Raw genomic sequence first — 23556 nt, forward strand, 5'->3', positions numbered from 1 at the left:
TGGCATCCGACGAACGGTAGTCGACAAGTGATATCAATTTGATATCTTCAATTCGAACCCTCAAGGACGTACCGCCATGAAAGAGAAGTCGCTTGCCTCCCTCAACGGCCTGGGCACCCTGGCCGGATCCCTGCTGGTCGCGCTGGCGGGTACCGCACTGTTCGTACTCGGGGCGACGACCAGGACCGGTTCCGGCTCACCGAACCTGCTGCTGATGCTGGCCGGCATGCTGGTGATCTTCGCTGCGGTCTTCATCCTGGCCGGCCTGTACACCATCCAGCCCAACCAGGCGGCGGTGCTGAGCCTGTTCGGCAAGTACATCGGCACCGTCAAGGACAACGGCCTGCGCTGGAACAACCCCTTCTATGCCAAGCGCCGGGTCAGCCAGCGCGTGCGCAACTTCGAGAGCGGCAAGCTGAAGGTCAACGAGCTGGACGGCAGCCCGATCGAGATTGCTGCGGTCATCGTCTGGCAGGTGGTCGATGCCTCCGAGGCCGTCTACAACGTGGACGACTACGAGAGCTTCGTGCACATCCAGTCGGAATCGGCGTTGCGCGCGATGGCCACCAGTTATCCCTACGACCAGCACGAGGAGGGCCAGCTGGCGCTGCGCAGCCATGCCAGCGAGATCTCCCAGCACCTGAAGAACGAGCTGGCCGAACGCCTTGCCGATGCTGGCGTGCAGGTGATCGACGCACGCATCAGCCACCTCGCCTACGCCGCCGAGATTGCCCAGGCGATGCTGCAGCGGCAGCAGGCCAACGCAGTGATCGCTGCACGCACGCGCATCGTGGCCGGTGCGGTCGGCATGGTTGAAATGGCCCTGGCCGAGCTGCAGAAGAACGGCGTGGTGCAGCTGGATGAGGAACGCAAGGCGCACATGGTCAGCAACCTGCTGACCGTGCTGTGCTCGGACCGCGGCACCCAGCCGATCGTCAACGCCGGTTCGCTGTACTGAACCACCCTCGCAACGGGGTGCCCCACCGCCCCGCCAGGAGTCTTCATGAGTGAGAAGAAAGCCTATCCGCTGCGCATCAACGCCGAAGTCCTGGCCGCGGCGCAACGCTGGGCTGACGACGAGCTGCGCAGCCTCAACGCACAGATCGAATACGTGCTGCGCGACGCCCTGCGCAAGGCAGGACGCCTGCCGAAACCCACGCCATCTTCGGAGGACAAGGAATGAGCAAGCGTTGGAGCTACCAGACGATCGAGGTCAAGACGTCCATGATGGGCCTGCTCAAGGCCGAGGACATCCAGAGCGAGCTGAGCCGCCAGGGCCAACTCGGCTGGGAACTGGTCAACATCATCATCCCCGCACCGATGCGCCCGGCGATGCTGGTGTTCAAGAAGGAGGCCTGAGCCATGGGCGCCAGCGATCCGAAACAGTACGAGGTGGCCGAGAGCTCGCCGTTGCGCGTGCTGTGGATCGTGCTGCCCCTGCTCGCCGCCTTCGTGGCCTGCTTGTATGCGCAGTTGTACAAGGCGCCGGCGACGGCGCCCTGGATCGAAGTAACGCTGTCGCCACCCTGGTTCCGGATGGGCGGCAGCGCCGCCTGGAGCCTGCTGGTCATTGCAGCGCTCGGCATCGGGCTGGGCGCAGCATTCTTCCGCCGCCGGGTGGAACTGGCCGATGGCATGCTGGACGTGCGTTCGACGATGTACCGCCGCCGCGTTCCGGTGGCGCAGTTGCGGCTGGACCAGGCCGAGGTGGTCGACCTGCAGCGTGACCCCCGCTATGGCATCCGCTTCAAGACCAACGGCTACGCGATGCCGGGCTTCTATTCCGGTCACTTTCGCCTGCAGGGCGGTGGCAAGGGTTTCGCGCTGGTCACCAACCGCGCGAGCGTCCTCGCCCTGCCGGTCCGCGATGGCAGCACCCTGCTGCTCAGTCTCGATCGGCCACAGGCGCTGCTGGAAGCACTGCGCAAGGTGGCCGTGCCGGGCCCGCGGCAGTAAGCTGCGGCGATGCAACGACGCCTGCCCCTGCTGATCAATACCGAAGCCATCGAGTTGTGGCCGGCCGGCCTGCTGCGTGCGCGCAGCAATCTCGACGCGCGCCTGCTGTCACGAGCGAACTGGGTGCTGCGGCGCAAGTGCGATGGCCGTTACCTGGCGGCGGTGGTGGAACACGGCGTGCACGCCATGGTGCCGCGCCTGGCGCGCGAGCCCGGGGCCGAGGAAGCACTGGCCTTGCTGGATGCAGCTGCGGCCCGGCCGTTCGGTGCAAATCTGGAAGCGCAGTGGCTGCCCCTCGCCGGGCTGCAGCAGCGCCTGCAGCAGCTCGGCCTGGATGCCCAGCGCTATGCCGACGACAGTGGCCTGCCGCTGGAACCCGAACCGTGCCTGCTGCACTTCGCTGGCCGCGACCGCTTCGGCCGCCCGTTGTGGCTGCGCCGTGGCGCCGCGCAGGGCTGGCGACGGATGCGCCTGCACGCCGCGCAGGATGGCATCGCACTGGATGCAATCTCCGGCTTCCGCAGCCATGCCTACCAGCTGGGCATCTTCGAACGGAAACGGGCGCGCGGGCTGAGCGTGGCCGAGATCCTGAAGGTCAATGCCGCGCCGGGGTTCAGTGAACACCATAGCGGCCATGCGCTGGACATCGGCACGCCGGGCGATGCCCCGGCCGAGGAATCGTTCGACGCCACTGATGCATTTGCTTGGCTGCAGGCCCATGCCGGCGAGCACGGCTTCCACTTGAGTTACCCGCGCAACAACCCGCACGGGATCGTCTACGAACCCTGGCACTGGTGCTGGAGACCGGCCAACGGCTGAGCCCCTCGTGGCGGCCGCAAGGCGAAATTCATGGAGCGGTCCGGGCGGGCAGGCTGCGCAGGGGACGCCGTAAATACGTCCCTGTAGGCTCGGGCGCGCCATCCATGGCGCTTACGCCCCTGCGCAACCCACCCGCCCGGCCACGGACAGATTCCGCGTGCGTCCGCCACGGGATGGAACAAGAGAGCAAAGACAAAACCGGGTCGCTTCGCTCGAAGTCTCTACAACGGGTCAGCGCGCGGCTGTTGGGTCCGCCTTCAAGCGAGCCGAGCACCGCAGGTCCGGCGAGGGTGAAGAGGTGCTTGCGATTCTGTAGAGCCGAGCCATGCTCGGCTGCTCTCCGCACCGCCCCTCGACGGGCCGAGGAGCACAGGGGACCGGTGCGCAGCATCGGCTCGCGGCCGGCGGCGCGTTTGGTTGCTTTTCATTTCGCGCGAAAAGAAAAGTAACGCCCCTGAGCGATGCAGATCGCATCAGCAGGGATCGAAACGACGCCGTCGACTCAGTCACCGCCTCAACGCATTGATCGCCAGCAACACCCATCCAGCCATCATGCTGGTGCCACCGATCGGCGCCATCCGTGTCGGCCACTGCCACAACGCCCCACCCACCAGGCTGCCGGAAAACAGCAGGACCCCCAGCAGCAGCACGTACAGCGCCAGGTGTGCGATCACCCCCTGCGCGCGCGGCCCAAGCGCGACCAGCACCGCGCCATGCGCGAACGCATACAGCGCCGCCATGTTCAGATGCTGCTGCGCCAACGGGTCGGCCACGCCATGCGATGCATAGGCAGACAGGCCGATCGAGACGGCAGCCAACAGCGCCCCCAGGCAGGCCAGCAGGGAAGGCTTACGTGCGCGACGTTCCAGATTGAACATGAGGGCTCCTTGCGCAGCGCCCCTTGCCGGGCGCCGGATGAAAAAAAAACGCGCCGCAATGAGCGGCGCGTTTTCGTGTCCAACACTACATGGGTCAGCCGGGGATTACTTGACGGCCCAGTAGATGTCGTAGGTACCTTCCGGGGTGAACGACTTGTCGATGCCGTCCTTCCAGGTTTCGTACGGACGGTCGATGACTTCGTTGCCCGAGGTCACGGCCCAGGCACGCAGGCCGTTGCGCGCCACGTCCAGACCCGCCATGTGGCCGGTGTAGGCCGCATGCGCCGAACGGTGCGGAGCAACGTGCACGTACTTGACCGGAGCGCCGCCGTCGATCTTGACGGTCAGCTCGTCGGCAGCAGCACCTTCGGCACCCTTCTTCTTCACCGGCTGGGCAATGTCGAAGGCGTACTTCTCCTGGCCGAAGTCGGTGGTGATGATGCGGAACGGACCGGCAGCTTCAAGGCCATTGGCCTCCATCACGCGCTTGATCCACTCCTGGTTGTCCTTGATGGACTTGGTGATGGTGTCCTGACCGCGGTCCACGTTGCCGGCGTTGACCACCAGCAGGTTCTCGGCCGGCACTTCAACGATGGCCAGGTCGGTCAGCGGGGCTTCCGGCGTGCGGTAGTCCACGTTCGGCACGGTTGCGAGCATGTTGGCCATGCGCGACAGACCCATCTTGATGTCGTCGCCGATCTGGCGGCTGACATACAGGCCGGCGTAACGGCCGAACAGGTCGAAGCCGTACTTCACCGAGTAGTCCTGGGTGATCTTGACGTTGCGACCGCCCTTGCCGGTCGGCTCCAGGTTGAAGGTGGTGACCTTGTCGTGACCCTTGGTGGCGTCCTCGATGGCGATCACAACACGCTTGTTCTCTTCGGCTTCGGTGATCTTCCAGGAACCGGTACCCAGGTCCTTGGAGGTGAAGTCGAGGGTGGCACCGACACCCGAGGCCGGGCCGGACAGCTTCAGGTCAACGGCGGGATCGCGCAGTACCAGCGGGTTCCAGTCCTTGAAGCGGCGCAGGCTGCTGACCGTGTCGTACACGATCGTCATCTTGCGGTTGGTCTCGATGCTTTCGGTGATGTGACGCTCGCCCGGCAGACATACGCCAATGATGACGAACAGGCCAGCCACGATCCCCAAGGCGATCAGGAACTCGATAATACGGGTCATTCAGAGAGTCTCCGGGGCCGATCCCACGGCCGGGTTGATTGAAGCGAAGCGCCAATCCTAGCAGGCTTCGCGGGCATTGTTTATCGGGATTGGCGCACCGGTTTCCCTGCCGGCTGCGTATTTGTATGGACAAAGGATTCGAAGGGTAACGCATACCGCTACCCGGCAAGTAGGGGGCAACCCTGGCGGAACCCCCCGGCCACGACCCAAGTCTTTGTACTTGAAAGATTTTTCTTATACCAGCTGGAGTTCGAAGGCCTTCAATACGGCACGCGTACGGTCGCGCACACCCAGCTTGGAAAGGATGTTGGACACGTGGTTCTTGATGGTGCCCTCGGCGACGCCCAGCGAATTGGCGATCTCCTTGTTGGAGAAGCCACTGGCCATCAGCCGCAGGATCTCGGTCTCGCGGTCGGTCAGCGGGTCCGGGCGGTCCAGGCTGACGAATTCATTGCGCATGTGCTCCAGGCCGGACAGCAGGCGCTGGGTTACCGCCGGCTGCACCAGCGATCCCCCGTCGGCCACGGTGCGGATGGCACCGACCAGCTGTGCCAGGGTGACGTCCTTGAGCAGGTAGCCCTTGGCACCGGCCTTGAGCCCGGCCAGCACCAGCTGATCGTCGTCGAAGGTAGTGAGGATGATGGTCGGCGGCAGCTGTTCCTGCCTCGACAGCACCTGCAGGGCCTCCAGCCCCGACATCACCGGCATGCGCATGTCCATCAGCACCACGTCGGGGCGTACCTGGGGGATCAGCTCGACCGCCTGCCGGCCGTCGCCGGCCTCGGCCACCACCTCGATGCCGTCGTCGAGCGCCAGCAGGGAGCGGATTCCCTGCCGCACCAGGGTTTGGTCGTCGACCAGGCAGACGCGAATCATCAACGCACTCCTTCAGGAACCTTGGTAAGGGCCGCCACCAGCACCGTTGCCGGCACCGTCGCCCGCAGCCGGAAACCCTCACCGGGGCGGGTTTCGATCTGCAGCTGGCCACCACATTGTTGCAGGCGCTCGCGCATGCCGCGCAAGCCATTGCCCACATTGACCATATCCGCGCCGACACCGTCGTCGCGGGCCTCGACCACCACCCGATCGGGGGCTTCACGGTACACCTTGATCCACAGGTGGCGGGCACTGGCATGGCGCACCGCGTTGGTGATGATCTCCTGGGTGCAGCGCAGCAGTACGTGGGCCCGCTGCGGGTCCTCCACGTTCAGCGGATCCTCGATCTCCAGCTGGATGTCCAGCGAGGGCACGTTCTCGGTCAGCGGGCGCAGGGCCGCGGCCAGATCGATCGCGCCGGTCTCGCGCAGCTGGCTCACGACCTCGCGCACGTTGCCCAGCAAGAGCTTGGCCAGCGCGTGCGAGCGCTTCACGTGATCCAGGGCCTGGCCCTCGGCCAGGTGCCCGGCGACCTCCAGGTTCAAGGTCAGCGCGGTCAGCTGGTGGCCCAGCAGGTCATGCAGTTCGCGCGAAATGCGGGTGCGCTCGTTGACCCGCGCGCTCTCGGCCAGCAGGGCGCGGGTGGCGCGCAGCTCTGAATTGAGCCGGCGCTGCTCGTCGCGGGCCTCGGTCTGCTGACGCGCAACCAGGCTGGTCACGAAGATGAACATGGAGAAGCCGCCGTACAGCAGCGACTGCATCACCGCTTCGAACAGCGGGAAGCGCAGCAGCATATAGTAGACCGGAGCCACGGCCAGCTGGCTGACCAGCAGCCACAGCACCCCCAGCCGTACCGACAGCATCCACGGAATGACCCCGGCGGCCACCATCATCAGGATGCTGCCCAGGCCCGACCCGCTGAGGAAGCTGACCCCCAGCGCCGAGACCGTCAGCAACAGCAGCAGGCTGCGGTCCAGCCAGCTGGTGTGGCTGTCGCTGCGCAGGATGCGGGTCAGCCAGTAGTAGGCCGTGCCGAAGGACAGGTAGGCAACGAACAGCAGGATCGCCCAGCCGCCCATGTCAGCGCGGCTGTGCAGGTTCTCGAACTGCGAGTATGCCAGCGGCAGGCCGACCATGACCCAGGTGAACAGGCCGGCCAGGCGGAGGACGCGGGTATGGCTGAGGACTCCCAACATGCCAGCACTCTACGGGCCCGGCCTGCGTCGCGCACTCCCACGGAAGTCATGCCCCTGCAGTCGCCTGTTCATGCCGCAGCCCACCCCGGGCATGCAATAATCGTGCGCAGGGTCCCTTGATGGACCAACCGCGTTACCCCACGGAGTCACAATGTCGATTGTCATCCGCGACGTGCGCGAGCACGAGCTCGATTCCGTCCTGGCTTTGAACAACAATGCTGGCCTGGCCATCCTTCCCCTGGATGCGGCCCGCCTGCGCCTGTTCTATGAAACCGCTGAATACTTCCGCGTCGCCGAGCGCGACGGTAACCTGGCCGGCTTCCTGATCGGCTTTGGCAGCGACAGCCAGCACGACAGCAGCAATTTCGCCTGGTTCAAGCAGCAGCTGGACACCCCGTTCTTCTATATCGACCGCATCGTGGTCGCCAGCCGCCGTCGTGGCGGCGGCGTCGGCCGTGCGTTCTATGCCGACGCGCAGAGCTTCGCCGAACTGCGCTACCCGCAGATGACCTGCGAAGTCTTCCTCGACCATGGCGCCGATGCCGCCCTGCTCTTCCACGGCAGCTTCGGCTTCCGCGAGCTGGGCCAGAACACGATGCCGCAGGTCGATGTGCGCGCCAGCATGCTGGCCAAGGAACTGTGCAGCTACCCCTGGGTCAAGGAGACCTACGGCGGCAAGCTGCCGGATGTGGCATGGACACGCGCACGGCAGCTGCCGGCGCAGGCACAGCGGCCGACGGGGACCTGAGCGTGGCGGTGAATTTCGATTACGAACAGGCCGGTGAACTGAAGATCGGCCAGGTGGGCATCGCCAACCTGCGCATCCGTACCCTTGATGTCGAACGCCTCGTGCAGGAAATGCGCGAGCGCGTGACCCGCGCCCCGAAGCTGTTCGGCCGCGCCGCGGTGATCCTCGACTTCGGCGGCCTGAGCCAGGTGCCGGATGTGGCCACCGCGCAGGCGCTGGTCGATGGCCTGCGCAGCGCCGGCGTGCTGCCGGTGGCGCTTGCCTATGGCACCAGCGCGATCGACCTGCTCTCGCAGCAGCTCGGCCTGCCGCTGCTGGCCAAGTTCCGAGCGCAATACGAGCGTGCCGAGGCCGAACCGGCCCCGCCACCGCCTGCACCGGAGCCGCGCCGCGCAGCCCGTGCCGAACCGAAGCCGGCCCCGGCAACGCCGGTGGCCAAGGTGGCCGACGCGGCTGCACCGAAGCCGGGCCGCATGCAGCTGGGCAACGTGCGTTCGGGCCAGCAGCTGTACGCGGAGAACTGCGACCTGACCGTGATGGCCACCGTCGGCGCCGGCGCCGAGGTCATTGCCGATGGCAGCATCCACATCTACGGCACCCTGCGCGGCCGCGCGCTGGCAGGGGCCCAGGGCAACACTGCGGCACGCATTTTCTGCCGTGATTTCCATGCGGAACTGGTCGCCATTGCCGGCCATTACAAGGTACTGGACGATGTCCCGGACAACCTGCGCGGCAAGGCCGTGCAGGTCTGGCTGGAACAGGACCAGATCAAGATCGCTGCGCTGGACTGACGCAGCCCCCAAACAGAATCATCAGGAGAAGTCCTTTGGCTGAAATCATCGTAGTCACCTCCGGCAAGGGCGGCGTCGGCAAGACCACTTCCAGCGCGAGCCTGGCCTGCGGCCTGGCGCGGCGCGGCAAGAAGGTGGCGGTGATCGACTTCGACGTCGGCCTGCGCAACCTCGACCTGATCATGGGCTGCGAACGCCGCGTGGTGTACGACTTCGTCAACGTCGTGCACGGCGAAGCCACCCTCAAGCAGGCCCTGATCAAGGACAAGCGCTTTGACAACCTGTACGTGCTGGCCGCCTCGCAGACCCGCGACAAGGACGCACTGACCCAGGAAGGCGTGGGCAAGGTCCTGAAGGACCTGGCCGCCGACGGTTTCGAGTACATCATCTGCGACTCCCCGGCCGGCATCGAGAAGGGTGCCTTCCTGGCGATGTATTTCGCCGATCGTGCGGTGGTGGTGGTGAACCCGGAAGTGTCGTCGGTGCGCGACTCCGACCGCATCATCGGCCTGCTCGACTCGAAGACCCACAAGGCCGAGTCCGGCCAGGACGTGCCGGCCTTCCTGCTGCTGACCCGCTACACCCCGCTGCGCGTGGAAAGCGGCGAGATGCTGAGCATCGCCGACGTCGAGGAAGTGCTCGGCCTGAAGGCGATCGGCGTGATTCCGGAATCGGGCGACGTGCTCAACGCCTCCAACAAGGGCGAGCCGGTCATTCTGGATGTCGAATCCGCTGCCGGCCAGGCCTATGAAGACGCCGTCGCGCGCATCCTCGGCGAAGAACGCCCGATGCGCTTCACCAACGTCGAGAAGAAGGGCTTCTTCAGCAAGCTGTTCGGAGGGTAAGCATGGGCCTGTTTGATTTCCTCAAAGCGAAGAAGACCACCGCCGAAACCGCCAAGAACCGCCTGCAGATCATCATCGCGCAGGAACGCAGCCACCGTGGTGGCCCGGACTACCTGCCGCTGCTGCAGCGCGAGCTGCTGGAAGTGATCAAGAAGTACGTGAACATCGACGTCGATGCGGTGAAGGTCGACCTGGTAAAGGATGGCCAGCACGACGTGCTGGACATTTCCGTGGCGCTGCCCGAAGGCCCGGACAAGCCCTGATCCCCTGCCCCGCCCGTGCCTGCATGGGCGGGGCTGTCTGACCCGCATGACCGATACGACAACCGCCGTGGACATCACCTGCGTGGGCGACATCGCCTTCGCCGACGCGCAGCGCCTGCTCGCCGCGCATGGCCTTCGGCTGCACCACGTGGCGGCCGGTGAACCGATTCCCGGCAGTTACTGGGGCGAGCCAGAGGCCGGCATCATCGCCAGCAACGTGTACGTACGCGATGACACGCCCGTGCACTCGATGCTGCATGAGGCCTGCCACCTGATCGTACTGCCGCCGGAGCGGCGTGCGCAGGTGCACACCGATGCCACCGACTCGGTGGCCGAGGAAGACGCGACCTGCTACCTGCAGATCGTGCTGGCCGGGCAGCTGCCCGGTGTCGGCAGCCAGCGGCTGATGGCCGACATGGATGCGTGGGGATATACGTATCGGCTGGGATCTACCCAGGCGTGGTTTGAACAGGACGCCGAAGACGCGAAGGCGTGGTTGATCGAACGCGGATTGCCGGTGGCGTGATTCACCGGGAACCGGGGTCAGATCCTTTTTGCGTCGCAAAAGGGATCTGACCCCATCACCGTATCAGCCCTGCCCGGCCAGCGCGCGCAGGGTGATGCCGACGATGTAGGCCAGGTACGTGCCGGTGGCATAGCCCATTGTCCCCAGCAGCACGCCGACCGGCGCCAGGGCCGGATGGAACGCCGCGGCCACCACCGGCGCCGAGGCTGGGCCACCGATGTTCGACTGCGAACCGATGGCGAAATAGAAGAACGGTACCTTCAGCAGCTTGCCCAGGCACCACAGCAGCACGATGTGCACGCTGATCCAGATGATGCCCAGCAGGAACAGCCACGGGCGGTCCAGCAGCGCCAGCAGATCCATCTGCATGCCGATGCAGGCGATCAGGAAGTACAGCAGCAGCGAGCCCAGGCGCGATGCGCCCGCGCCTTCCAGGTTGCGCGCACGGGTGAAACTCAGGCTGAGGCCGAGCGTGGTCGACAGCACCACCACCCACACGAACGGCGCGTCCAGGCTGAACTGCGCAGCCCAGCTGACATTCGCCTTGAACCACGCCGCCAGCGGTGCGCCAATGGCGTGAGCCAGGCCGACACCGCCGAAGGCCACCGCCACGATCAGCATCAGGTCGGTCAGGCTGGGAATGCGTTCGTGTTCGGCCTGGAAGCGCGCGATGCGCTCCTTCAGCTCATCGATGGCCGAGGTATCGGCGCCACTGCGCGCGTCGATCTTCGCCGCGCGCCCGGCCAGGAAGATCAGCGCGGCCATCCATACGTAGCCGACCCCGACGTCGACCACCGCGAACTGTCCGAAGGTGGTCGCATTGACGTCGAAAACTTCACGCATCGCCAGCATGTTGGCGCCGCCGCCGATCCAGCTGCCCGCCAGCGCGGCCATGCCGGCCCAGGTGTCTCCGGCCACGGTTTCCGGATGCACGGCACGCATCAGCAGGAACGCCACCACCGCACCGAGCATGATGCTGGCCGAGGCACCCAGGTACATCAGCACCAGCTTCGGGCCAAGCCGCAGGATGCCCTTGATGTCGACCGCAAGGGTCAGCAGGATCAGCGCCGCCGGCAGCAGGATGTCGCGCGCGATCGGGTTGTAGAGCCGGGTGTTCTGCCCGTCGATCAGGCCCACAGTGTTGTAGATGCCGGGAATCAGGTAACACAGCAGCAGGGCCGGCACGAAGGTGTAGACGCGCTTCCACAGGCCCTGCTCTCGCGAGGCGGTCCAGAACACGGCGCCAAGGGTGGCGGCGATCAAACCGAAGACGACGATGTCGTTCTGGATCAGGGCAGTCGAAGGCATGCAGGCGCTCTGGTAGAGCCGGCCGCTGGCCGGCTGCTGTTGGCGGCAGATCCGGAAGGTGCACCGACCAACGGTCGGCACCCACCGGTAAAGCAAAGGGTGAAACAAAAGCGCCGCCCCGAAGGGCGGCGCTGCAATCATCAATTGCCGATGTGCTGCTTCAGCCAGGCATTGACGGTGTCATGCCACAGGATGCTGTTGTTCGGCTTCAGCACCCAGTGGTTTTCATCCGGGAAGTACAGGAACTTCGATTCAATGCCCTGGCGCTGGGCGGCGGTGAACGCGGCCAGGCCCTGCTCGACCGGAATGCGGAAGTCCTGCTGGCCGTGGATGACCAGGATCGGCTTCTTCCAGTCCGCCACGTGGTTGACCGGGTTGAACTTCTCGTAGTTGGCGGCCTTCTGGTACGGCGTGCCGCCCTGCTCCCACTCGGTGAACCACAGTTCTTCGGTGGCGTAGCCCATCATGCGCTGGTCGAACACGCCGTCGTGGTTGACCAGGCACTTGAACGGGCCGTTCCAGTTGCCGGCGATCCAGTTGACCATGAAGCCGCCGTAGCTGGCGCCCAGCGCGCAGGCCTTGTCACCGTTGAGGAAGGAATACTTCTTCAGTGCCGCATCCCAGCCCTTCTGCAGGTCTTCCAGCGGGCGGTCGCCCCAGTGCTGGCTGATCGCATCGGTGAATGCCTGGCCATAGCCGGTGGAGCCGTGGAAGTCGATCATCACCACCGCGTAGCCCTGGCCCGCGTAGGTCTGCGGGTTCCAGCGGTAGCTCCAGCCATTGCCGAAGCTGCCCTGCGGGCCGCCGTGGATCAGGAACGCCACCGGGTAGGACTTGCCTTCCTGGTAGTTGTGCGGCTTGACCACGTAGCCGTGCACGGTGTCGTTGTTCCAGCCCTTGAACTCGAACTGCTCGTAGTCGCCGAAGGACACGTCCTTCAGCACCTCGCCTGCGGCCGGGGTCAGCGCGCGCAGTTCGCCGATGGCTTCGCCCGTGGGCGGCAGCAGGCCGACCAGCACCTGGTCGTTGCTCTTCAGGCTGTTGCGGGTGATCGCCACGCTGTTGCCGGCCACGTCGACCGCGGTCACGCTGCCGTCGCCGATCAGCTTGGTGGCCTTGCCGCTGGCCACGTCGATCTGGAACAGCGGGTGTTCGCCGAGATCATCGGCAGTGGTGTAGATGCTGGCGCCGTCGGCGGACAGGGTGATGCCACCGGCCGAACGATCCCACTGCGGGGCAATCTCGCGGGTCTTGCCGCTGGCAACGTCCATCGCCATCAGGCCGAAGCGGTCGGCCTCGAAGCCCGGGCGCTTCATCGCGCGGTAGAACAGCGTCTTGCCGTCGGCACTGAACACCGGGCCGGCATCCCAGGCCGGGTTGGAGGCCGTCAGGTTGACCGGCGCCTGCTTGCCGGCGGCGTCGAAGCGGTACAGGTCGAAGTTGGTCGACCACGGCTCCTGCTTGCCGGCCACGCGGATGCTGGCCACCACGCTGGCGCCGTCCGGCGACCAAACGAAGTCGTCATTGCCGCCGAACGGCTTGGACGGCGCATCACCATCGATGGTCGCGCTCAGCGCCGAAGCGCCCTTGACTGCACCGGCCTTGGCTGCCGGCAGCGGAGCGACGAACAGGGTATTGCGGCGACCGTCGTTCCAGGTATCCCAATGGCGCACGAACAGCGAATCCCACACCTGGCCGCTGGCCTTGGCGTCCTTCTTTTCCTTCAGCTTCTTCTCGGTGCAGGCCAGGTCCGAGGCGCACGCCTGGAACACGCCGGCGCTGAACAACACGCGGTCGTCCTGCGGCGACACACGGTAGCTGTCCACGTCGACCGGGAAGTCGGTCAGCTGGCGCGGGGTGCCGCCGCTGATCGGCTGCGCGTACAGCTGCTGGCTGCCGTTCCTGGCACTGAGGAAATACACGGTCTGGCCATCGGCCGACAGCGAAGCGGAATTGACGTTCCAGCCGGCCGGGGTGATCTGCTTCGGCGGCGCTGCGTCGCGGGTGCGCAGGTTGCGCGCGTACAGCGCGGTGGAGGCCTTGAGATTGGCATCCACGCTGCGCTTGGCGAACACCACGGTGCCGCCGTCAGCGGTCAATACCGGCGCGGAGACGCGGTCCATGGCCACCATGTCGCGGACTTCCAGGCCACGGGCAGCGGCGACGCTGGGCAGGGCGGCCAGCAGGCTCAGTGGCAGCAGGGCATGACGCAGTTTCATCGGGGTCTCCGCAGGACGGCAAAAAACCGATGGTAGGCCCGCATGGCCGGGGCTGCCAAGGCCATCGGTCATGGCTGCAGGCGGGCAATCGCCAGAAACCGCAAACCCCGCCGAAGCGGGGTTTGCGGGGACGCCGGGGTCGGATCCGATTCCGGCGGAATCGGCCCTGACCCCAGACGCTGTCAGCGCGGGGTCGGAGCCCTTCCCTGCGGGAAGGCGTCCGACCCCATTGCTTACGCCTTGGCGTACTTGCCGGTGCGGTAGATCAGCCAGCCGACCAGGAACAGCACGGCCAGGCCGATCCACTGTGCGCCCGGCAGGTGGAACGGCACCGCCAGCACGTCGGCGCGGCTGCTGACCACGATCGGAATCGCGATGGCGATGCCCATCAGTGCCTCACCGGTGATCAGGCCGGCGGCAAACAGCACGCCCGGCTTGTGCACGCGGTCGCGGCCTTCTTCGTCATCGGCGCGCACCTTGTGGAAGCGCTCGACCAGATGGGCGATCAGGCCGCCGAGGAAGATCGGCACCATCAGTTCCAGCGGCAGGTAGATGCCGATAGCGGCGGCCAGCACCGGCACGCGGAAGCGCGCGTTGCGGGACTTCAGCCAGCTGTCGAAGGCGATGATGGCAGCGCCGACCACAGCACCAATGCCGATGAAGGTCCACGGCAGTTCACCACCGAACAGGCCCTTGGCCACCGAGGCCATCAGGTTGGCCTGCGGCGCAGCCAGCGCGTTCGGGTGCAGCTCGGACTTCACGCCGATGCCGTAGGCAGTGGCCAGCAGGTTCAGTACCGGGGCCATGATCAGTGCGCACGAGAACGCACCGATGCCCAGCATCAGCTGCTGCTTCCACGGGGTGGCACCGACGATGTAACCGGCCTTGAGGTCCTGCAGGTTGTCACCACCGACCGCGGCGGCACAGCACACCACCGCACCAATCATGATCGCGGCCACCGCGCCCAGCGGCGCCCCGCCGGCACCGACCGGCTTGAGGCCGTCAGCGCCCAGCAGCACGACCAGCACGGCCGAGGCGAACAGGATGGTGGAGATGGTGATGCCCGAAACCGGGTTGTTGGACGAACCGATCAGGCCGGCCAGGTAGGCCGAAACCGAGACGAACAGGAAGCCGGCGACGATCATGATGAGGGTCATCGGGATCGACACGTGCCACTGGCCGACGATGGCCTGATACAGGGCCAGCAGCGGCAGCACGAACGCCACCAGGGCGACCAGCATCCACTTCATCGGCAGGTCGCGCTCGGTATGCGCCAGCACCGGGCCACCACTCTTGCGGGCCGCGGCGAAACCGCTCTTGACGCCGTTGAGCAGCGACTTGCGCAGCGAGATCAGGGTCCAGATGCCACCGATCAGCATCGCACCAACGCCCAGGTAGCGCATCTTCGCGCCCCAGATGGCGAACGCGGCCTCGGTGGAGGAAGCCGCAGCAACCGACGCGGCCAATGCCGGATCGGTGTTCATGAAGAACGCCTGGTAGATCGGAATGGCGATGTGCCAGGTCAGGATCGAACCGGACACCACCACGATGCCGACGTTGAGGCCGACGATGTAGCCCACGCCCAGCAACGCCGGTGACAGGTTGGTACCGATGAAGGCGGTGACCTTGGAGCTGCCGACATAGGCCGAGGTGGCCCAGGCATCTGGAATCAGGCGCATCCCGCTTTCCGCGGCCAGCTTGACGAAGGCGCCGATCACCGCCGACAGGCCGAGGATCTTCAGGCCCGGGCCCGGGTTCTCGCCGGCCTTCAGCACTTCCGCCGCCGCCTTGCCTTCCGGGAACGGCAGCGGGTCTTCAACGATCATCGAACGGCGCAGCGGCACCGAGAACAGCACGCCCAGCAGGCCGCCCAGGCCGGCGATGCCCAGCACCCACCAGTACTTGAAGTCCGGCCAGTAGCCCATGATCACCAGCGCGGGGATGGTGAAGATCACACCGGCGGCGATCGACGAGCCGGCCGAGGCGCCGGTCTGCACGATGTTGTTCTCGAGGATGGAACCACCACCCAGCAGGCGCAGCACGCCCATGGAAATCACCGCGGCGGGAATGGCGGTGGCGATGGTCAGGCCTGCGAACAGGCCGAGGTAGGCGTTTGCGGCCGACAGCACCACCGCCAGCACGATGGCCAGGGCCACTGCGCGGAAGGTGAGCTGCTTGGGCGCAGCGTCGTGGTTCATGGAAGCCCCTGCTGGCAAAAAATCCCTGTCACGCTAGCGTTCAGGACAGATCAAGTCCAGCGTGCCAAAGGATGGGGCAGCCGCCACAGCGCAATGAGGCTGTGCGTGAAGCCGGAATCGGCAGACACGGCAAAGTCCGGCTGGGATCACCTGAATTGATATGTTATATCTTAATACTACCCTGTAGCTTCCGCATCGCATGCCCCCTTCCCCCTCCTCTCGCCTGGCCTCCATCGACCAGCTGCGCGGCACCGTGATGCTGCTGATGCTGCTGGACCACGTGCGCGAGACCTTCTTCCTGCAGCACCAGGTGAGCGACCCGATGGACGCAGCCACGGTCTCCCCTGCGCTGTTCGCCTGCCGTCTGCTGGCCCACCTGTGCGCACCCGTGTTCGTCCTGTTGACCGGCCTGTCGGCCTGGCTGTACGGCCAGCGCCAGCCGGATTCGCGCCGGGCCACAGCCGCCTTCCTGCTCAAGCGCGGGCTGTTCCTGGTGGTGCTGGAACTGACCCTGGTGAACTTCGCCTGGACCTTCCAGCTGCCGCCGCACACGCTGTACCTGCAGGTGATCTGGGCCATCGGGCTGAGCATGATCGCGCTGGCCGGCCTGCTGTGGCTGCCACGCCCGGCCCTGCTGATGCTGGCAATCGCAGTGGTGGCCGGGCACAACCTGTTCGACGGCCTTCGGGTGCAAGGCAATGGCCTGCTGGCGGTGCTGTGGAAAGTGCTGCACCAGCGCGACTGGATCGAGGCTGGCACGCTGCGCCTGCGCACCTCCTATCCGGTACTGCCGTGGATCGGGGTGATTGCGCTGGGTTATCTGATGGGGCCCTGGTTTGGCCGCGCGCGCGCGCCGGAGCAGCGCCAGCGCTGGCTGCTGTGGGCAGGCGTCAGCGCGCTGGCCCTGTTCGCATTGCTGCGGTTGGCCAACGAATACGGCGATGCGCCCTGGCAGTACCAGGCCACCACGCTGCGTACCTGGCTGAGCATCTTCAACGTCACCAAGTACCCGCCGTCCTTGCAGTTCCTGTTGCTGACCCTGGGCGTGGGAGTGTTGCTGCTGCGGCTGTACGAATGGCCGCCGCTGGCGCGGGCACTGCAGCCGCTGGCCGATATCGGCGCTGCGCCGATGTTCTTCTACCTGCTGCACCTGTACGTACTGAAGGGGCTGTACCTGGCCGCGTTGGCGGCCTGGGGGCCGACCCATGGCGAGCTGTATGCCCTGGATTCGGTCAGCGGCCTGCTGCTGGTGGCCTGTGCGCTGGCGGTGGTGCTGTACCCGCCGACGCGGGCCTTCGCGCGGTTCAAAGCGCGAAGGCGCGATCTGCCTTGGTTGCGATACCTGTGATCGCCCAGGCCAGCCCGGCAATCCACGCATGGCGTGGATCTACTGAAAGTGGATCAGGCCACAGGCCTATAATTCCGCGATGAATTCCACCGCTATCGCTTCCGACGACTTCCTGGGCCACCCCAAGGGCGTCTACGTCTGCTTCTTCACTGAAATGTGGGAGCGCTTCTCCTTCTACGGCATGAAGGCGCTGTTGCTGCTGTACCTGACCAAATATCACCTGTTCGGCGACAAGGCCGGCCTGGACCTGCTCGGTGCCTACGGTGGCCTGGTGTACTGCATCCCGGTGTTCGGCGGCATGCTGGCCGACCGCTGGCTGGGCATGCGGCGGGCGGTGCTGTTCGGCGGCATCCTGCTGGTGCTCGGCCACCTCGGCATGGCCTTCGAGGGCCACGCCGCTTACCGGGTAAACGGCGAAGTGGTGCGCGACACCTCGGCGCTGGCGGTGACCTACCTGTCGCTGGCGCTGATCATCATGGGCGTCGGTTTCCTCAAGCCGAACATCTCCACCATCGTCGGCAAGCTGTACGCCAAGGATGACCCGCGCCGCGATTCGGGCTTCTCGCTGTTCTACGCCGGCATCAACCTCGGCGCGCTGTTCTCCTCGCTGGTGTGCGGCTTCCTCGGCGAGGCCTATGGCTGGAAGTACGGTTTCGGTGCAGCCGGCATCGGCATGCTGGCCGGCCTGGCGATGTTCCTGTGGGGCCAGAAGTACCTGCAGGGCCACGCCGAACCGCCGCAGCCGGCGGCGCTGAAGCAGAAGGTGATGGGCCTGCCGCGCGAATGGCTCATCTACCTGTGCGCGGTGCTTGGTGTGCTGCCGGTGGCGTGGCTGATGTGGGCCGCCGGCAACGGCGCGTTCGCGCTGGGCGGAGAAATCAGCCTGGCGCTGATGCTGATGCTGGTGGTGCTGGGCGGCGTGCTGGTCTGGTTCGCCTGGTTCACCGGCAGCAAGTGCACGCCGGTGCAGCGCCAGCAGATGATCGCGCTGATGGTGCTGATCTTCATGGCGCTGGTGTTCTTCACGATGTACGAGCAGTCCTACGGCTCGTGGGTGACCTTCACCGACCGCCTGCTGACCAAGGACATCGTGCCCTCGCTGGTGATCACCGGCGGCACGCCGCTGCCGTGGTCGATCATCTCGCTGCTGCTGGCACCGCTGGGCTTCGTGGTCAGCGCGCGCCTGTCGGAACGGCGCCCGGGTTCGGCCGCACCGCGCGCGTTCTTCGCCGCCATTGTCGTGCTGATGCTGGTGCTGCTGGTGCGCGACTGCCTGGTGATCCCGCAGACCGCAGGTTCGCTCACCTACCTCGGCGGCCTGTTCCTGGTGCTGCTGGCGCCGGCCTTCGCCGCGCTGTGGACGTGGATGGACCGCCGCGGCTGGGAGCCGGGCAAGCCGGTGAAGTCGGCCTGGGGCCTGGTGATTGGCGCACTGTCGTTCGTACCGCTGGCACTGGCGGCGCAGCAGGTGGGCGCCACTGGCGAGATGGCCAGCGTGTGGTGGCTGGTGCTGGCCTACTTCCTGCTGGCCAGCGGCGAGATGTGCCTGTCGCCGGTCGGCCTGTCGGCAGTGACCCAGCTGGCCGTGCCGCGGGTGATGAGCCTGATGATGGGCACCTGGTTCCTGGCCACCGCATTCTCGGAGACGCTGGCCGCGCTGTTCGGCAAGCTGGCCGCGATCGAGGTGCCGGAAGGCGAATCTCTGGACATGGTGGCCGCAGCCGGCGCCTATGCGCACCTGTTCTGGCTGCTGATGTGGATCGGCCTGGGTTGCGCACTGGCGGCCTTCATCGCCGCACCGCTGCTGAAGAAGATGATGCACGGGGTGAAGTAAACCCCGCGCTTGCGGAAAACCAGGGCGGCGGAATGATCATCCACCGCCCTGTCAGCTCAGGGCGCCTTGTCCTTGCCGGTCGCGGGCGCGGTCGTCGCAGTCTTGCCGCCCAGGCTGCGCGCCAGGAAGGCCAGCAGCTTGTCGTAGTACTCGCTGCGATGGGCCTCGGTGTAGAAGCCGTGGCCTTCGGTCTTGTAGTACAGGCTTTCCACCGGCGTGCCGGCGCGCTTGAGCGCTGCTTCCATGCGCTCGGTGTGCTGGATCGGCGCGCGCTTGTCTTCGCCACCGGCGGCCAGGAACACCGGCACCTTGATCCGTTCGGCCATGTTCACCGGCGACACCGCACCCAGCTTGGCCGGATCCCCCAGCCATTCGCGCAGGTAGGTCACGCCTGAACCCCGGTCCTGGATGTCGCCACGGGTGTACATCATCGGCAGGTCGTAGACCCCGACATAGCCCGCCGCGCACTGATACAACCCGGGTTCGCGGGCGGCACCCATCATCGCCGAGTAGGCCCCGTAGCTGGCGCCGTAGATACAGATGCGACGGCCGTCGGCGATGCCTTCGCTGATTGCCCAGCGGGTGGCATCGGTGACATCGTCCTGCATCGCCGCGCCCCACTGCTGCGCCCCGGCCTGGGTGTGGGCCCGGCCGTAGTTGCCCGAACCACGGAAGTTGACCTGCAGCACGGCATAACCGGCCGCGGCCAGCATCTGCGTTTCGCGGTCGTACTGGCCGGAATCGAAGATGTCGAACGGGCCGCCATGCGGCATCACCACCATCGGCAGGTTGCGCCCGTCGCTGCCGGCCGGCAGGGTCAGGAAGCCATGCAGCGGCAGCCCGTCGCGCGCCTTCAGTGCAATCGGCTTCACGCTGGCACTACGGTCCACGTCGATCCAGTCGCTGCGGCTGATCAGGTGATCGGCCTTGCGCGCCACCGTGTCGTACACATAGAAATCGCCTGGGTTCGAGCCCGACCAGGTTTCCACCAGCACGACACGGCCATCGCGGGTGCTGGAGGTGATGTAGACGGGCCCTCCGAAGGCGGCTTCCAGGCTGCGGTACAGGCGCGCATCGGCCGAGCCTTCATCGAAGAAGCGCGTGCGCGGTTTGTCACCCAGGTACAGCGCGCCTACCGGCACATGGGTGCCGGGCCGGTGGATGATGCGGTACGGATTGACCACCTCGTCGCGCAGAAGCGTCGCGCGTTCGCCGGTCTGCGGGTTCCAGCTGACGATCGCATCCGGGCCTTGGGTCTGCTCGACGTTGAGGTAGGCCAGGCTGTCATCGGCCGAGAAGCCGAGGGCGGTTTCGATGCGCTTGCTGACCGCCTCATCATTGATCAGCTTCCAGCTGTCGCCACTGCGTTCGCGGAAATACAGCTTGTTGATGTTGTCGCTGCCCGAGCCGTGCACGAAGCGGACCTCGCCGGCGCCGTCGGTGGTGAACTCACCGCGCCGTACCGGCGAAGACGCCACCCGCGAGCGACGACCGGTGGTCACATCCATGCGATCGACGCGGGTGAACGGATCCTCGGCCAGCGGCCATACGGTCACCAGCACGTTGCGCTCGTCACCCGGCAGGTCGTCGGCCAGGAAGGCGGCCACGGCTTCGACTTTCTTCGGCTGGATGCGGGTCCCCGGGCCCTTGCTTTCGACGCGATAGCCGACCAGCAGCTCGCCACGGTTGCCATTGGCGTCGATGGCATAGAGTTCGCCGGTGGGATTGGGCTGGTCGAGCGAGCCCCACTTCTGGGCCAGGCCGATCAACAGGCGCTCGTTGCTGACCCAGTCGAATTCCTGCGCATGATTGCGGCTGGGCGGCCAGAAACTGCCGACCACCTCCTTGTCCTTCAACCGCAGGATCGCGATCGCGGTGCTGTCTTCCTTCGGCACTGTTGCCGCCACGTACTCGCCCCCCGGCGAGATCTTGATATCGGTGAAGGTCTCCCGGCGCAGGTACTGCGTCAGGTCCACCGCCCCCGCGCTGCCTGCGGCAACGCCCCCGATGACGGCCAGTGCGGCCGCCAGAATGGTCTTGTGCATCCTTCCCCTGCTCCTGTGGACACCTTGTCCTGGTGGCCGATTCTAGGCAGGGCCGAGCGTTTGACGCCAGAGCCGGAAAAGACGACGGCACCGTTGCCGGTGCCGTCGTTGCCACTACCTTGGAGAGAGAGTCAGGACGTGGGTTCGGGGGGCGTGCACCGGGTCAGTGGACCCCGCGCACCGCCAACATGAGGGCCAGGATGCTGAGGATCACGGCGATGGTGCCGTCGAGCACGCGCCAGGTGCTGGGCTTGGTGAACAGCGGCGCCAGCAGGCGGGCGCCGAGGCCCTGCGCGGTCAGCCACAGGCAGCTGGCGGTGACCACGCCGGCGGCGAAGGCCATGCGGGCGTTGCCGAAGTTCTCGGCGATGGAACCGATCACCATCATGTCCAGCCAGAAGTGCGGGTTGATCAGCGAGAAGCCGACCGCGGCCATCAGCACCGCGCGGCGGCTGCCGTCATCGCTGTCGGCCTCGCCCATGCCACCCCCCCCGGCGATCGCACGGCGTGCCGACTTCATCGCATACCAGGCCAGGAACGCGACACCGGTCCACAGCACGGCGGTCGTCAGCCACGGCAGCGCCGAGGTGAGCGTGCGCAGGCCGGCCACGCTGGCGAAGATGAAGATGGCATCGATGGCCGCGCAGGTGGCGACCACCGGCACGATGTGCTTGCGCAGGATGCCCTGGCGCAGAATGAAGGCGCTCTGGGCGCCGACCACCGCGAACAGGCCGATGCCGGTGGCTGCACCAGAGAACCAGGCACCGAGGCCGGTGCTGGCGGAGATGACCGAGAACATGGGATTCACTGCCTTGTATTGCTTGGGGGGACGGTGCCTCGCGAAGGCGGACAGCACCGGAACGGACGCCATTGTCGCGCCGCAACATGGAAAAGACGAGCTAAACTTCCTAAACCAACATTAGCGGAGCTTAATTCGATGCGCATCGATCATGCCCAGCTGCGCGCCCTGGCCGCGGTGATCCGCGAAGGCAGCTTCGACCGCGCCGCACAGTCGTTGAATGTCACGCCCTCGGCCATCTCGCAGCGGGTCAAGGCACTGGAGGACCGGATCGGCCGCCTGCTGGTCAAGCGCGGCACGCCTGCCACGGCCACCGCCGAGGGGCAGCTGCTGGTGCAGCTGGCCGAGCAGACCGCCCTGCTCGAACACGATGCGCTGCACCGGATGGGCCTGGCCGATGAGGATCTGCCCCAGGCCAGCATCCCGGTGGCGGTGAACCACGACAGCCTGGAAACCTGGTTTCCGCAGGCCGCCTACCAGTTCGCGCAGACCACCGGCACCACCCTGGACCTGCGCGTGGAAGACCAAGACCACACCGTGGAGCTGCTGCGCCAGGGCACGGTGCTGGGCGCAGTGACCACGCTGGACGAGCCAGTGCAGGGCTGCCAGATCCATGCGCTGGGCAGCATCCGCTACGCCGCCACCTGTACCCCCGAGTTCCGCGAACGCCACTTCGCCAAGGGCGTGACCGCGCAGGCGCTGGCACAGGCGCCGGTATTGGTGTTCAACCGCAAGGACGAAATGCAGTCGCGCTTCGCCCGGCGCATGGCCGGCGACGACCTGCCCAGTACCGCACCGACCTGGTGGATCCCCTCCACCCGGGCCTTCGTGCAGGCCAACCTCGGCGGACTGGGCTGGACCATGAACCCGCTGCCGCTGGTCAAGCGGCACCTGGACGCAGGCCGCCTGGTCTACGTGCGCCAGCGCGCGTGGGAGGACGTGCCGCTGTACTGGCAGCACTGGAAGGGCGACGTGCAGACCATGGCCCTGCTGACCCGCGCGGTACTGGATGCGTCCTCCGCGCTGATCCGGCGCAAGCGCTGACGCCCAGCGGGAAAAAGGGGACGGAGGGGATTAAGTCGTCTTTGCCCCGGATGTCGTTTGGGTCTTAAACGACTTAATCCCCTCCGTCCCCTTTTTTGCTCCATCGGATCTCCACGTAAGCTCCACACCAGGTCCATGCGTGATGCGGATACTGGTCGGCCGATCACTGCAAGGATGCCCTGCATGCCTGTATTCGTCCGCGACGCCCGCCCCGAAGATGCCGCCGCCTGCATCGACCTGCGCGGGCGCACCCGCGAGAACGCCTTCAGTGCGGCCCAGCTGGCAGAACTGGGCATCACCGAGGACAGCTGGGCAGCCGGCATCGCCCAGGGCGATTCGATCGGCCGCGTCGCCTGGGACGGCGAGCGCATGGCCGGTTACTGCTTCGCCGATCGTGACAGCGGCGAGGTGCTGGTGCTTGCCCTGCTGCCGGACTACGAGGGCCGCGGCATCGGCCGCCAGCTGCTGCAGGACGTGGTCAGCCTGACCCGCGATGCCGGCCACCAGCGGCTGTTCCTGGCCTGCTCGGCCGACCCGCGTTCGCGCTCGCATGGCTTCTACCGCCGCCTGGGCTGGCGCCCGACCGGCGAGCTCGATGAGGCCGGCGACGAGATCCTTGAGCTGGTCCCCACCGTCGCCGGGCGCCGCCTGCCGCCCACGTGACAGCGTCGCGAAACGTCGGAT

The 23556-nt window shown here is 66.3% G+C and carries 23 protein-coding genes; 14 read left to right on the plus strand and 9 right to left on the minus strand.

Annotation, left to right across the window (positions count from 1 at the left end; all coding sequences use genetic code 11):
* Window positions 1–76: 76 nt before the first annotated feature.
* From AC5P7X_RS07500 to AC5P7X_RS07520, 5 genes are read left to right on the plus strand one after another with little or no spacing between them, the layout of a single operon-like run.
* The gene (locus AC5P7X_RS07500) at window positions 77–958 is read left to right on the plus strand and encodes an SPFH domain-containing protein (RefSeq protein ID WP_053500808.1); all 882 of its coding nucleotides are present in this window, start codon (window positions 77–79) and stop codon (window positions 956–958) included.
* A 45-nt stretch (window positions 959–1003) separates the two neighbouring features.
* Complete coding sequence (locus AC5P7X_RS07505) at window positions 1004–1183, plus strand: type II toxin-antitoxin system antitoxin (protein ID WP_065178114.1); 180 nt, start codon at window positions 1004–1006, stop codon at window positions 1181–1183.
* Complete coding sequence (locus tag AC5P7X_RS07510; RefSeq protein ID WP_005415690.1) at window positions 1180–1359, plus strand: DUF4177 domain-containing protein; 180 nt, start codon at window positions 1180–1182, stop codon at window positions 1357–1359. The genes AC5P7X_RS07505 and AC5P7X_RS07510 overlap by 4 nt, the downstream gene beginning before the upstream one ends.
* A 3-nt stretch (window positions 1360–1362) precedes the next feature.
* On the plus strand, window positions 1363–1956 hold the full coding sequence (locus AC5P7X_RS07515; RefSeq protein ID WP_065178115.1) for a PH domain-containing protein: 594 nt from the start codon (window positions 1363–1365) through the stop codon (window positions 1954–1956).
* A gap of 9 nt (window positions 1957–1965) precedes the next feature.
* On the plus strand, window positions 1966–2775 hold the full coding sequence (locus tag AC5P7X_RS07520) for a M15 family metallopeptidase (RefSeq protein WP_329841497.1): 810 nt from the start codon (window positions 1966–1968) through the stop codon (window positions 2773–2775).
* A 506-nt stretch (window positions 2776–3281) separates the two neighbouring features.
* On the opposite strand, the gene AC5P7X_RS07525 is transcribed toward AC5P7X_RS07520, so the two are convergent.
* The 4 genes from AC5P7X_RS07525 to AC5P7X_RS07540 all read right to left on the minus strand — a co-directional run bounded on the left by AC5P7X_RS07525 (window position 3282) and on the right by AC5P7X_RS07540 (window position 6904).
* Window positions 3282–3653 (minus strand): DUF423 domain-containing protein, encoded by a 372-nt coding sequence (locus AC5P7X_RS07525; protein ID WP_005415687.1) that lies wholly within the window; start codon window positions 3651–3653, stop codon window positions 3282–3284.
* Window positions 3654–3758: 105 nt separating this feature from the next.
* Window positions 3759–4832 carry a polyketide cyclase gene (locus tag AC5P7X_RS07530; RefSeq protein ID WP_005415686.1) on the minus strand — a complete coding sequence of 358 codons (1074 nt, stop codon included), beginning with the start codon at window positions 4830–4832 and terminating at the stop codon, window positions 3759–3761.
* Window positions 4833–5066: 234 nt separating this feature from the next.
* Window positions 5067–5708 (minus strand): response regulator, encoded by a 642-nt coding sequence (locus AC5P7X_RS07535; RefSeq protein ID WP_006424175.1) that lies wholly within the window; start codon window positions 5706–5708, stop codon window positions 5067–5069.
* The gene (locus AC5P7X_RS07540) at window positions 5708–6904 is read right to left on the minus strand and encodes a sensor histidine kinase (RefSeq protein WP_053497662.1); all 1197 of its coding nucleotides are present in this window, start codon (window positions 6902–6904) and stop codon (window positions 5708–5710) included. Before AC5P7X_RS07540 ends, AC5P7X_RS07535 begins: the two co-directional genes overlap by 1 nt.
* A 151-nt stretch (window positions 6905–7055) precedes the next feature.
* On the opposite strand from AC5P7X_RS07540, the gene AC5P7X_RS07545 reads away from it, so the two are divergent.
* The 5 genes from AC5P7X_RS07545 to AC5P7X_RS07565 are packed head-to-tail and all read left to right on the plus strand — an operon-like array spanning window position 7056 to window position 10077.
* Window positions 7056–7652, plus strand: a complete 597-nt coding sequence (locus AC5P7X_RS07545; RefSeq protein WP_005415684.1) for a GNAT family N-acetyltransferase — start codon at window positions 7056–7058, stop codon at window positions 7650–7652.
* A complete protein-coding gene (gene minC / locus AC5P7X_RS07550; RefSeq protein ID WP_049413254.1) occupies window positions 7598–8443 on the plus strand; it encodes a septum site-determining protein MinC in 846 nt (281 codons plus the stop codon). The genes AC5P7X_RS07545 and minC overlap by 55 nt, the downstream gene beginning before the upstream one ends.
* Window positions 8444–8478: 35 nt before the next feature.
* Window positions 8479–9288, plus strand: coding sequence for a septum site-determining protein MinD (gene minD, locus AC5P7X_RS07555; RefSeq protein WP_346607752.1), 810 nt, complete (start codon window positions 8479–8481; stop codon window positions 9286–9288).
* A gap of 2 nt (window positions 9289–9290) precedes the next feature.
* The gene (gene minE / locus AC5P7X_RS07560) at window positions 9291–9551 is read left to right on the plus strand and encodes a cell division topological specificity factor MinE (protein ID WP_005408532.1); all 261 of its coding nucleotides are present in this window, start codon (window positions 9291–9293) and stop codon (window positions 9549–9551) included.
* Between the two features lie 46 nt (window positions 9552–9597).
* Window positions 9598–10077, plus strand: coding sequence for a hypothetical protein (locus tag AC5P7X_RS07565; RefSeq protein WP_053497660.1), 480 nt, complete (start codon window positions 9598–9600; stop codon window positions 10075–10077).
* A gap of 63 nt (window positions 10078–10140) precedes the next feature.
* Here the strand turns inward: AC5P7X_RS07565 and AC5P7X_RS07570 are convergent, their stop codons facing one another.
* The 3 genes from AC5P7X_RS07570 to AC5P7X_RS07580 form a co-directional block, all read right to left on the minus strand.
* A complete protein-coding gene (locus AC5P7X_RS07570; protein ID WP_005415680.1) occupies window positions 10141–11385 on the minus strand; it encodes a DUF819 family protein in 1245 nt (414 codons plus the stop codon).
* Between the two features lie 140 nt (window positions 11386–11525).
* On the minus strand, window positions 11526–13604 hold the full coding sequence (locus AC5P7X_RS07575) for a S9 family peptidase (RefSeq protein WP_495214689.1): 2079 nt from the start codon (window positions 13602–13604) through the stop codon (window positions 11526–11528).
* 233 nt (window positions 13605–13837) lie between these two features.
* Window positions 13838–15802 carry an OPT family oligopeptide transporter gene (locus AC5P7X_RS07580; protein ID WP_049435318.1) on the minus strand — a complete coding sequence of 655 codons (1965 nt, stop codon included), beginning with the start codon at window positions 15800–15802 and terminating at the stop codon, window positions 13838–13840.
* Window positions 15803–16001: 199 nt separating this feature from the next.
* Between AC5P7X_RS07580 and AC5P7X_RS07585 the strand changes: the two genes are divergently transcribed.
* Both AC5P7X_RS07585 and AC5P7X_RS07590 read left to right on the plus strand, forming a co-directional pair.
* The gene (locus tag AC5P7X_RS07585; protein WP_495214690.1) at window positions 16002–17150 is read left to right on the plus strand and encodes an acetyltransferase domain-containing protein; all 1149 of its coding nucleotides are present in this window, start codon (window positions 16002–16004) and stop codon (window positions 17148–17150) included.
* A gap of 79 nt (window positions 17151–17229) precedes the next feature.
* Window positions 17230–18984, plus strand: coding sequence for a peptide MFS transporter (locus AC5P7X_RS07590; protein WP_253134266.1), 1755 nt, complete (start codon window positions 17230–17232; stop codon window positions 18982–18984).
* A 56-nt stretch (window positions 18985–19040) separates the two neighbouring features.
* Here AC5P7X_RS07590 and AC5P7X_RS07595 read toward each other — a convergent pair whose 3' ends face one another.
* Together AC5P7X_RS07595 and AC5P7X_RS07600 are read right to left on the minus strand one after the other, a co-directional pair.
* Entirely contained in the window at window positions 19041–21029 is a 1989-nt protein-coding gene (locus tag AC5P7X_RS07595; RefSeq protein WP_053497655.1) for an alpha/beta hydrolase family protein, read from the minus strand.
* Between the two features lie 163 nt (window positions 21030–21192).
* Window positions 21193–21828 (minus strand): LysE/ArgO family amino acid transporter, encoded by a 636-nt coding sequence (locus AC5P7X_RS07600; protein WP_005415673.1) that lies wholly within the window; start codon window positions 21826–21828, stop codon window positions 21193–21195.
* Between the two features lie 138 nt (window positions 21829–21966).
* Between AC5P7X_RS07600 and AC5P7X_RS07605 the strand changes: the two genes are divergently transcribed.
* Together AC5P7X_RS07605 and AC5P7X_RS07610 are read left to right on the plus strand one after the other, a co-directional pair.
* On the plus strand, window positions 21967–22872 hold the full coding sequence (locus AC5P7X_RS07605) for a LysR family transcriptional regulator ArgP (RefSeq protein ID WP_005415672.1): 906 nt from the start codon (window positions 21967–21969) through the stop codon (window positions 22870–22872).
* A 183-nt stretch (window positions 22873–23055) separates the two neighbouring features.
* Entirely contained in the window at window positions 23056–23535 is a 480-nt protein-coding gene (locus AC5P7X_RS07610; RefSeq protein ID WP_053497651.1) for a GNAT family N-acetyltransferase, read from the plus strand.
* Window positions 23536–23556 lie beyond the last annotated feature (21 nt).

The sequence above is a fragment of the Stenotrophomonas sp. YJH_SMC_53 genome (assembly GCF_059369995.1).

Coding starts and splice junctions, on each gene's coding strand:
- AC5P7X_RS07580 (WP_049435318.1), bottom strand. CDS start 15,802: ATGAACCACGACGCTGCGCCCAAGCAGCTCACCTTCCGCGCAGTGGCC.
- AC5P7X_RS07520 (WP_329841497.1), top strand. CDS start 1,966: ATGCAACGACGCCTGCCCCTGCTGATCAATACCGAAGCCATCGAGTTG.
- AC5P7X_RS07605 (WP_005415672.1), top strand. CDS start 21,967: ATGCGCATCGATCATGCCCAGCTGCGCGCCCTGGCCGCGGTGATCCGC.
- AC5P7X_RS07585 (WP_495214690.1), top strand. CDS start 16,002: ATGCCCCCTTCCCCCTCCTCTCGCCTGGCCTCCATCGACCAGCTGCGC.
- AC5P7X_RS07565 (WP_053497660.1), top strand. CDS start 9,598: ATGACCGATACGACAACCGCCGTGGACATCACCTGCGTGGGCGACATC.
- minE (WP_005408532.1), top strand. CDS start 9,291: ATGGGCCTGTTTGATTTCCTCAAAGCGAAGAAGACCACCGCCGAAACC.
- AC5P7X_RS07570 (WP_005415680.1), bottom strand. CDS start 11,385: ATGCCTTCGACTGCCCTGATCCAGAACGACATCGTCGTCTTCGGTTTG.
- AC5P7X_RS07500 (WP_053500808.1), top strand. CDS start 77: ATGAAAGAGAAGTCGCTTGCCTCCCTCAACGGCCTGGGCACCCTGGCC.
- minC (WP_049413254.1), top strand. CDS start 7,598: ATGGACACGCGCACGGCAGCTGCCGGCGCAGGCACAGCGGCCGACGGG.
- AC5P7X_RS07525 (WP_005415687.1), bottom strand. CDS start 3,653: ATGTTCAATCTGGAACGTCGCGCACGTAAGCCTTCCCTGCTGGCCTGC.
- AC5P7X_RS07590 (WP_253134266.1), top strand. CDS start 17,230: ATGAATTCCACCGCTATCGCTTCCGACGACTTCCTGGGCCACCCCAAG.
- AC5P7X_RS07595 (WP_053497655.1), bottom strand. CDS start 21,029: ATGCACAAGACCATTCTGGCGGCCGCACTGGCCGTCATCGGGGGCGTT.
- AC5P7X_RS07530 (WP_005415686.1), bottom strand. CDS start 4,832: ATGACCCGTATTATCGAGTTCCTGATCGCCTTGGGGATCGTGGCTGGC.
- AC5P7X_RS07540 (WP_053497662.1), bottom strand. CDS start 6,904: ATGTTGGGAGTCCTCAGCCATACCCGCGTCCTCCGCCTGGCCGGCCTG.
- AC5P7X_RS07515 (WP_065178115.1), top strand. CDS start 1,363: ATGGGCGCCAGCGATCCGAAACAGTACGAGGTGGCCGAGAGCTCGCCG.
- AC5P7X_RS07600 (WP_005415673.1), bottom strand. CDS start 21,828: ATGTTCTCGGTCATCTCCGCCAGCACCGGCCTCGGTGCCTGGTTCTCT.
- AC5P7X_RS07610 (WP_053497651.1), top strand. CDS start 23,056: ATGCCTGTATTCGTCCGCGACGCCCGCCCCGAAGATGCCGCCGCCTGC.
- AC5P7X_RS07545 (WP_005415684.1), top strand. CDS start 7,056: ATGTCGATTGTCATCCGCGACGTGCGCGAGCACGAGCTCGATTCCGTC.
- AC5P7X_RS07510 (WP_005415690.1), top strand. CDS start 1,180: ATGAGCAAGCGTTGGAGCTACCAGACGATCGAGGTCAAGACGTCCATG.
- AC5P7X_RS07535 (WP_006424175.1), bottom strand. CDS start 5,708: ATGATTCGCGTCTGCCTGGTCGACGACCAAACCCTGGTGCGGCAGGGA.
- AC5P7X_RS07505 (WP_065178114.1), top strand. CDS start 1,004: ATGAGTGAGAAGAAAGCCTATCCGCTGCGCATCAACGCCGAAGTCCTG.
- AC5P7X_RS07575 (WP_495214689.1), bottom strand. CDS start 13,604: ATGAAACTGCGTCATGCCCTGCTGCCACTGAGCCTGCTGGCCGCCCTG.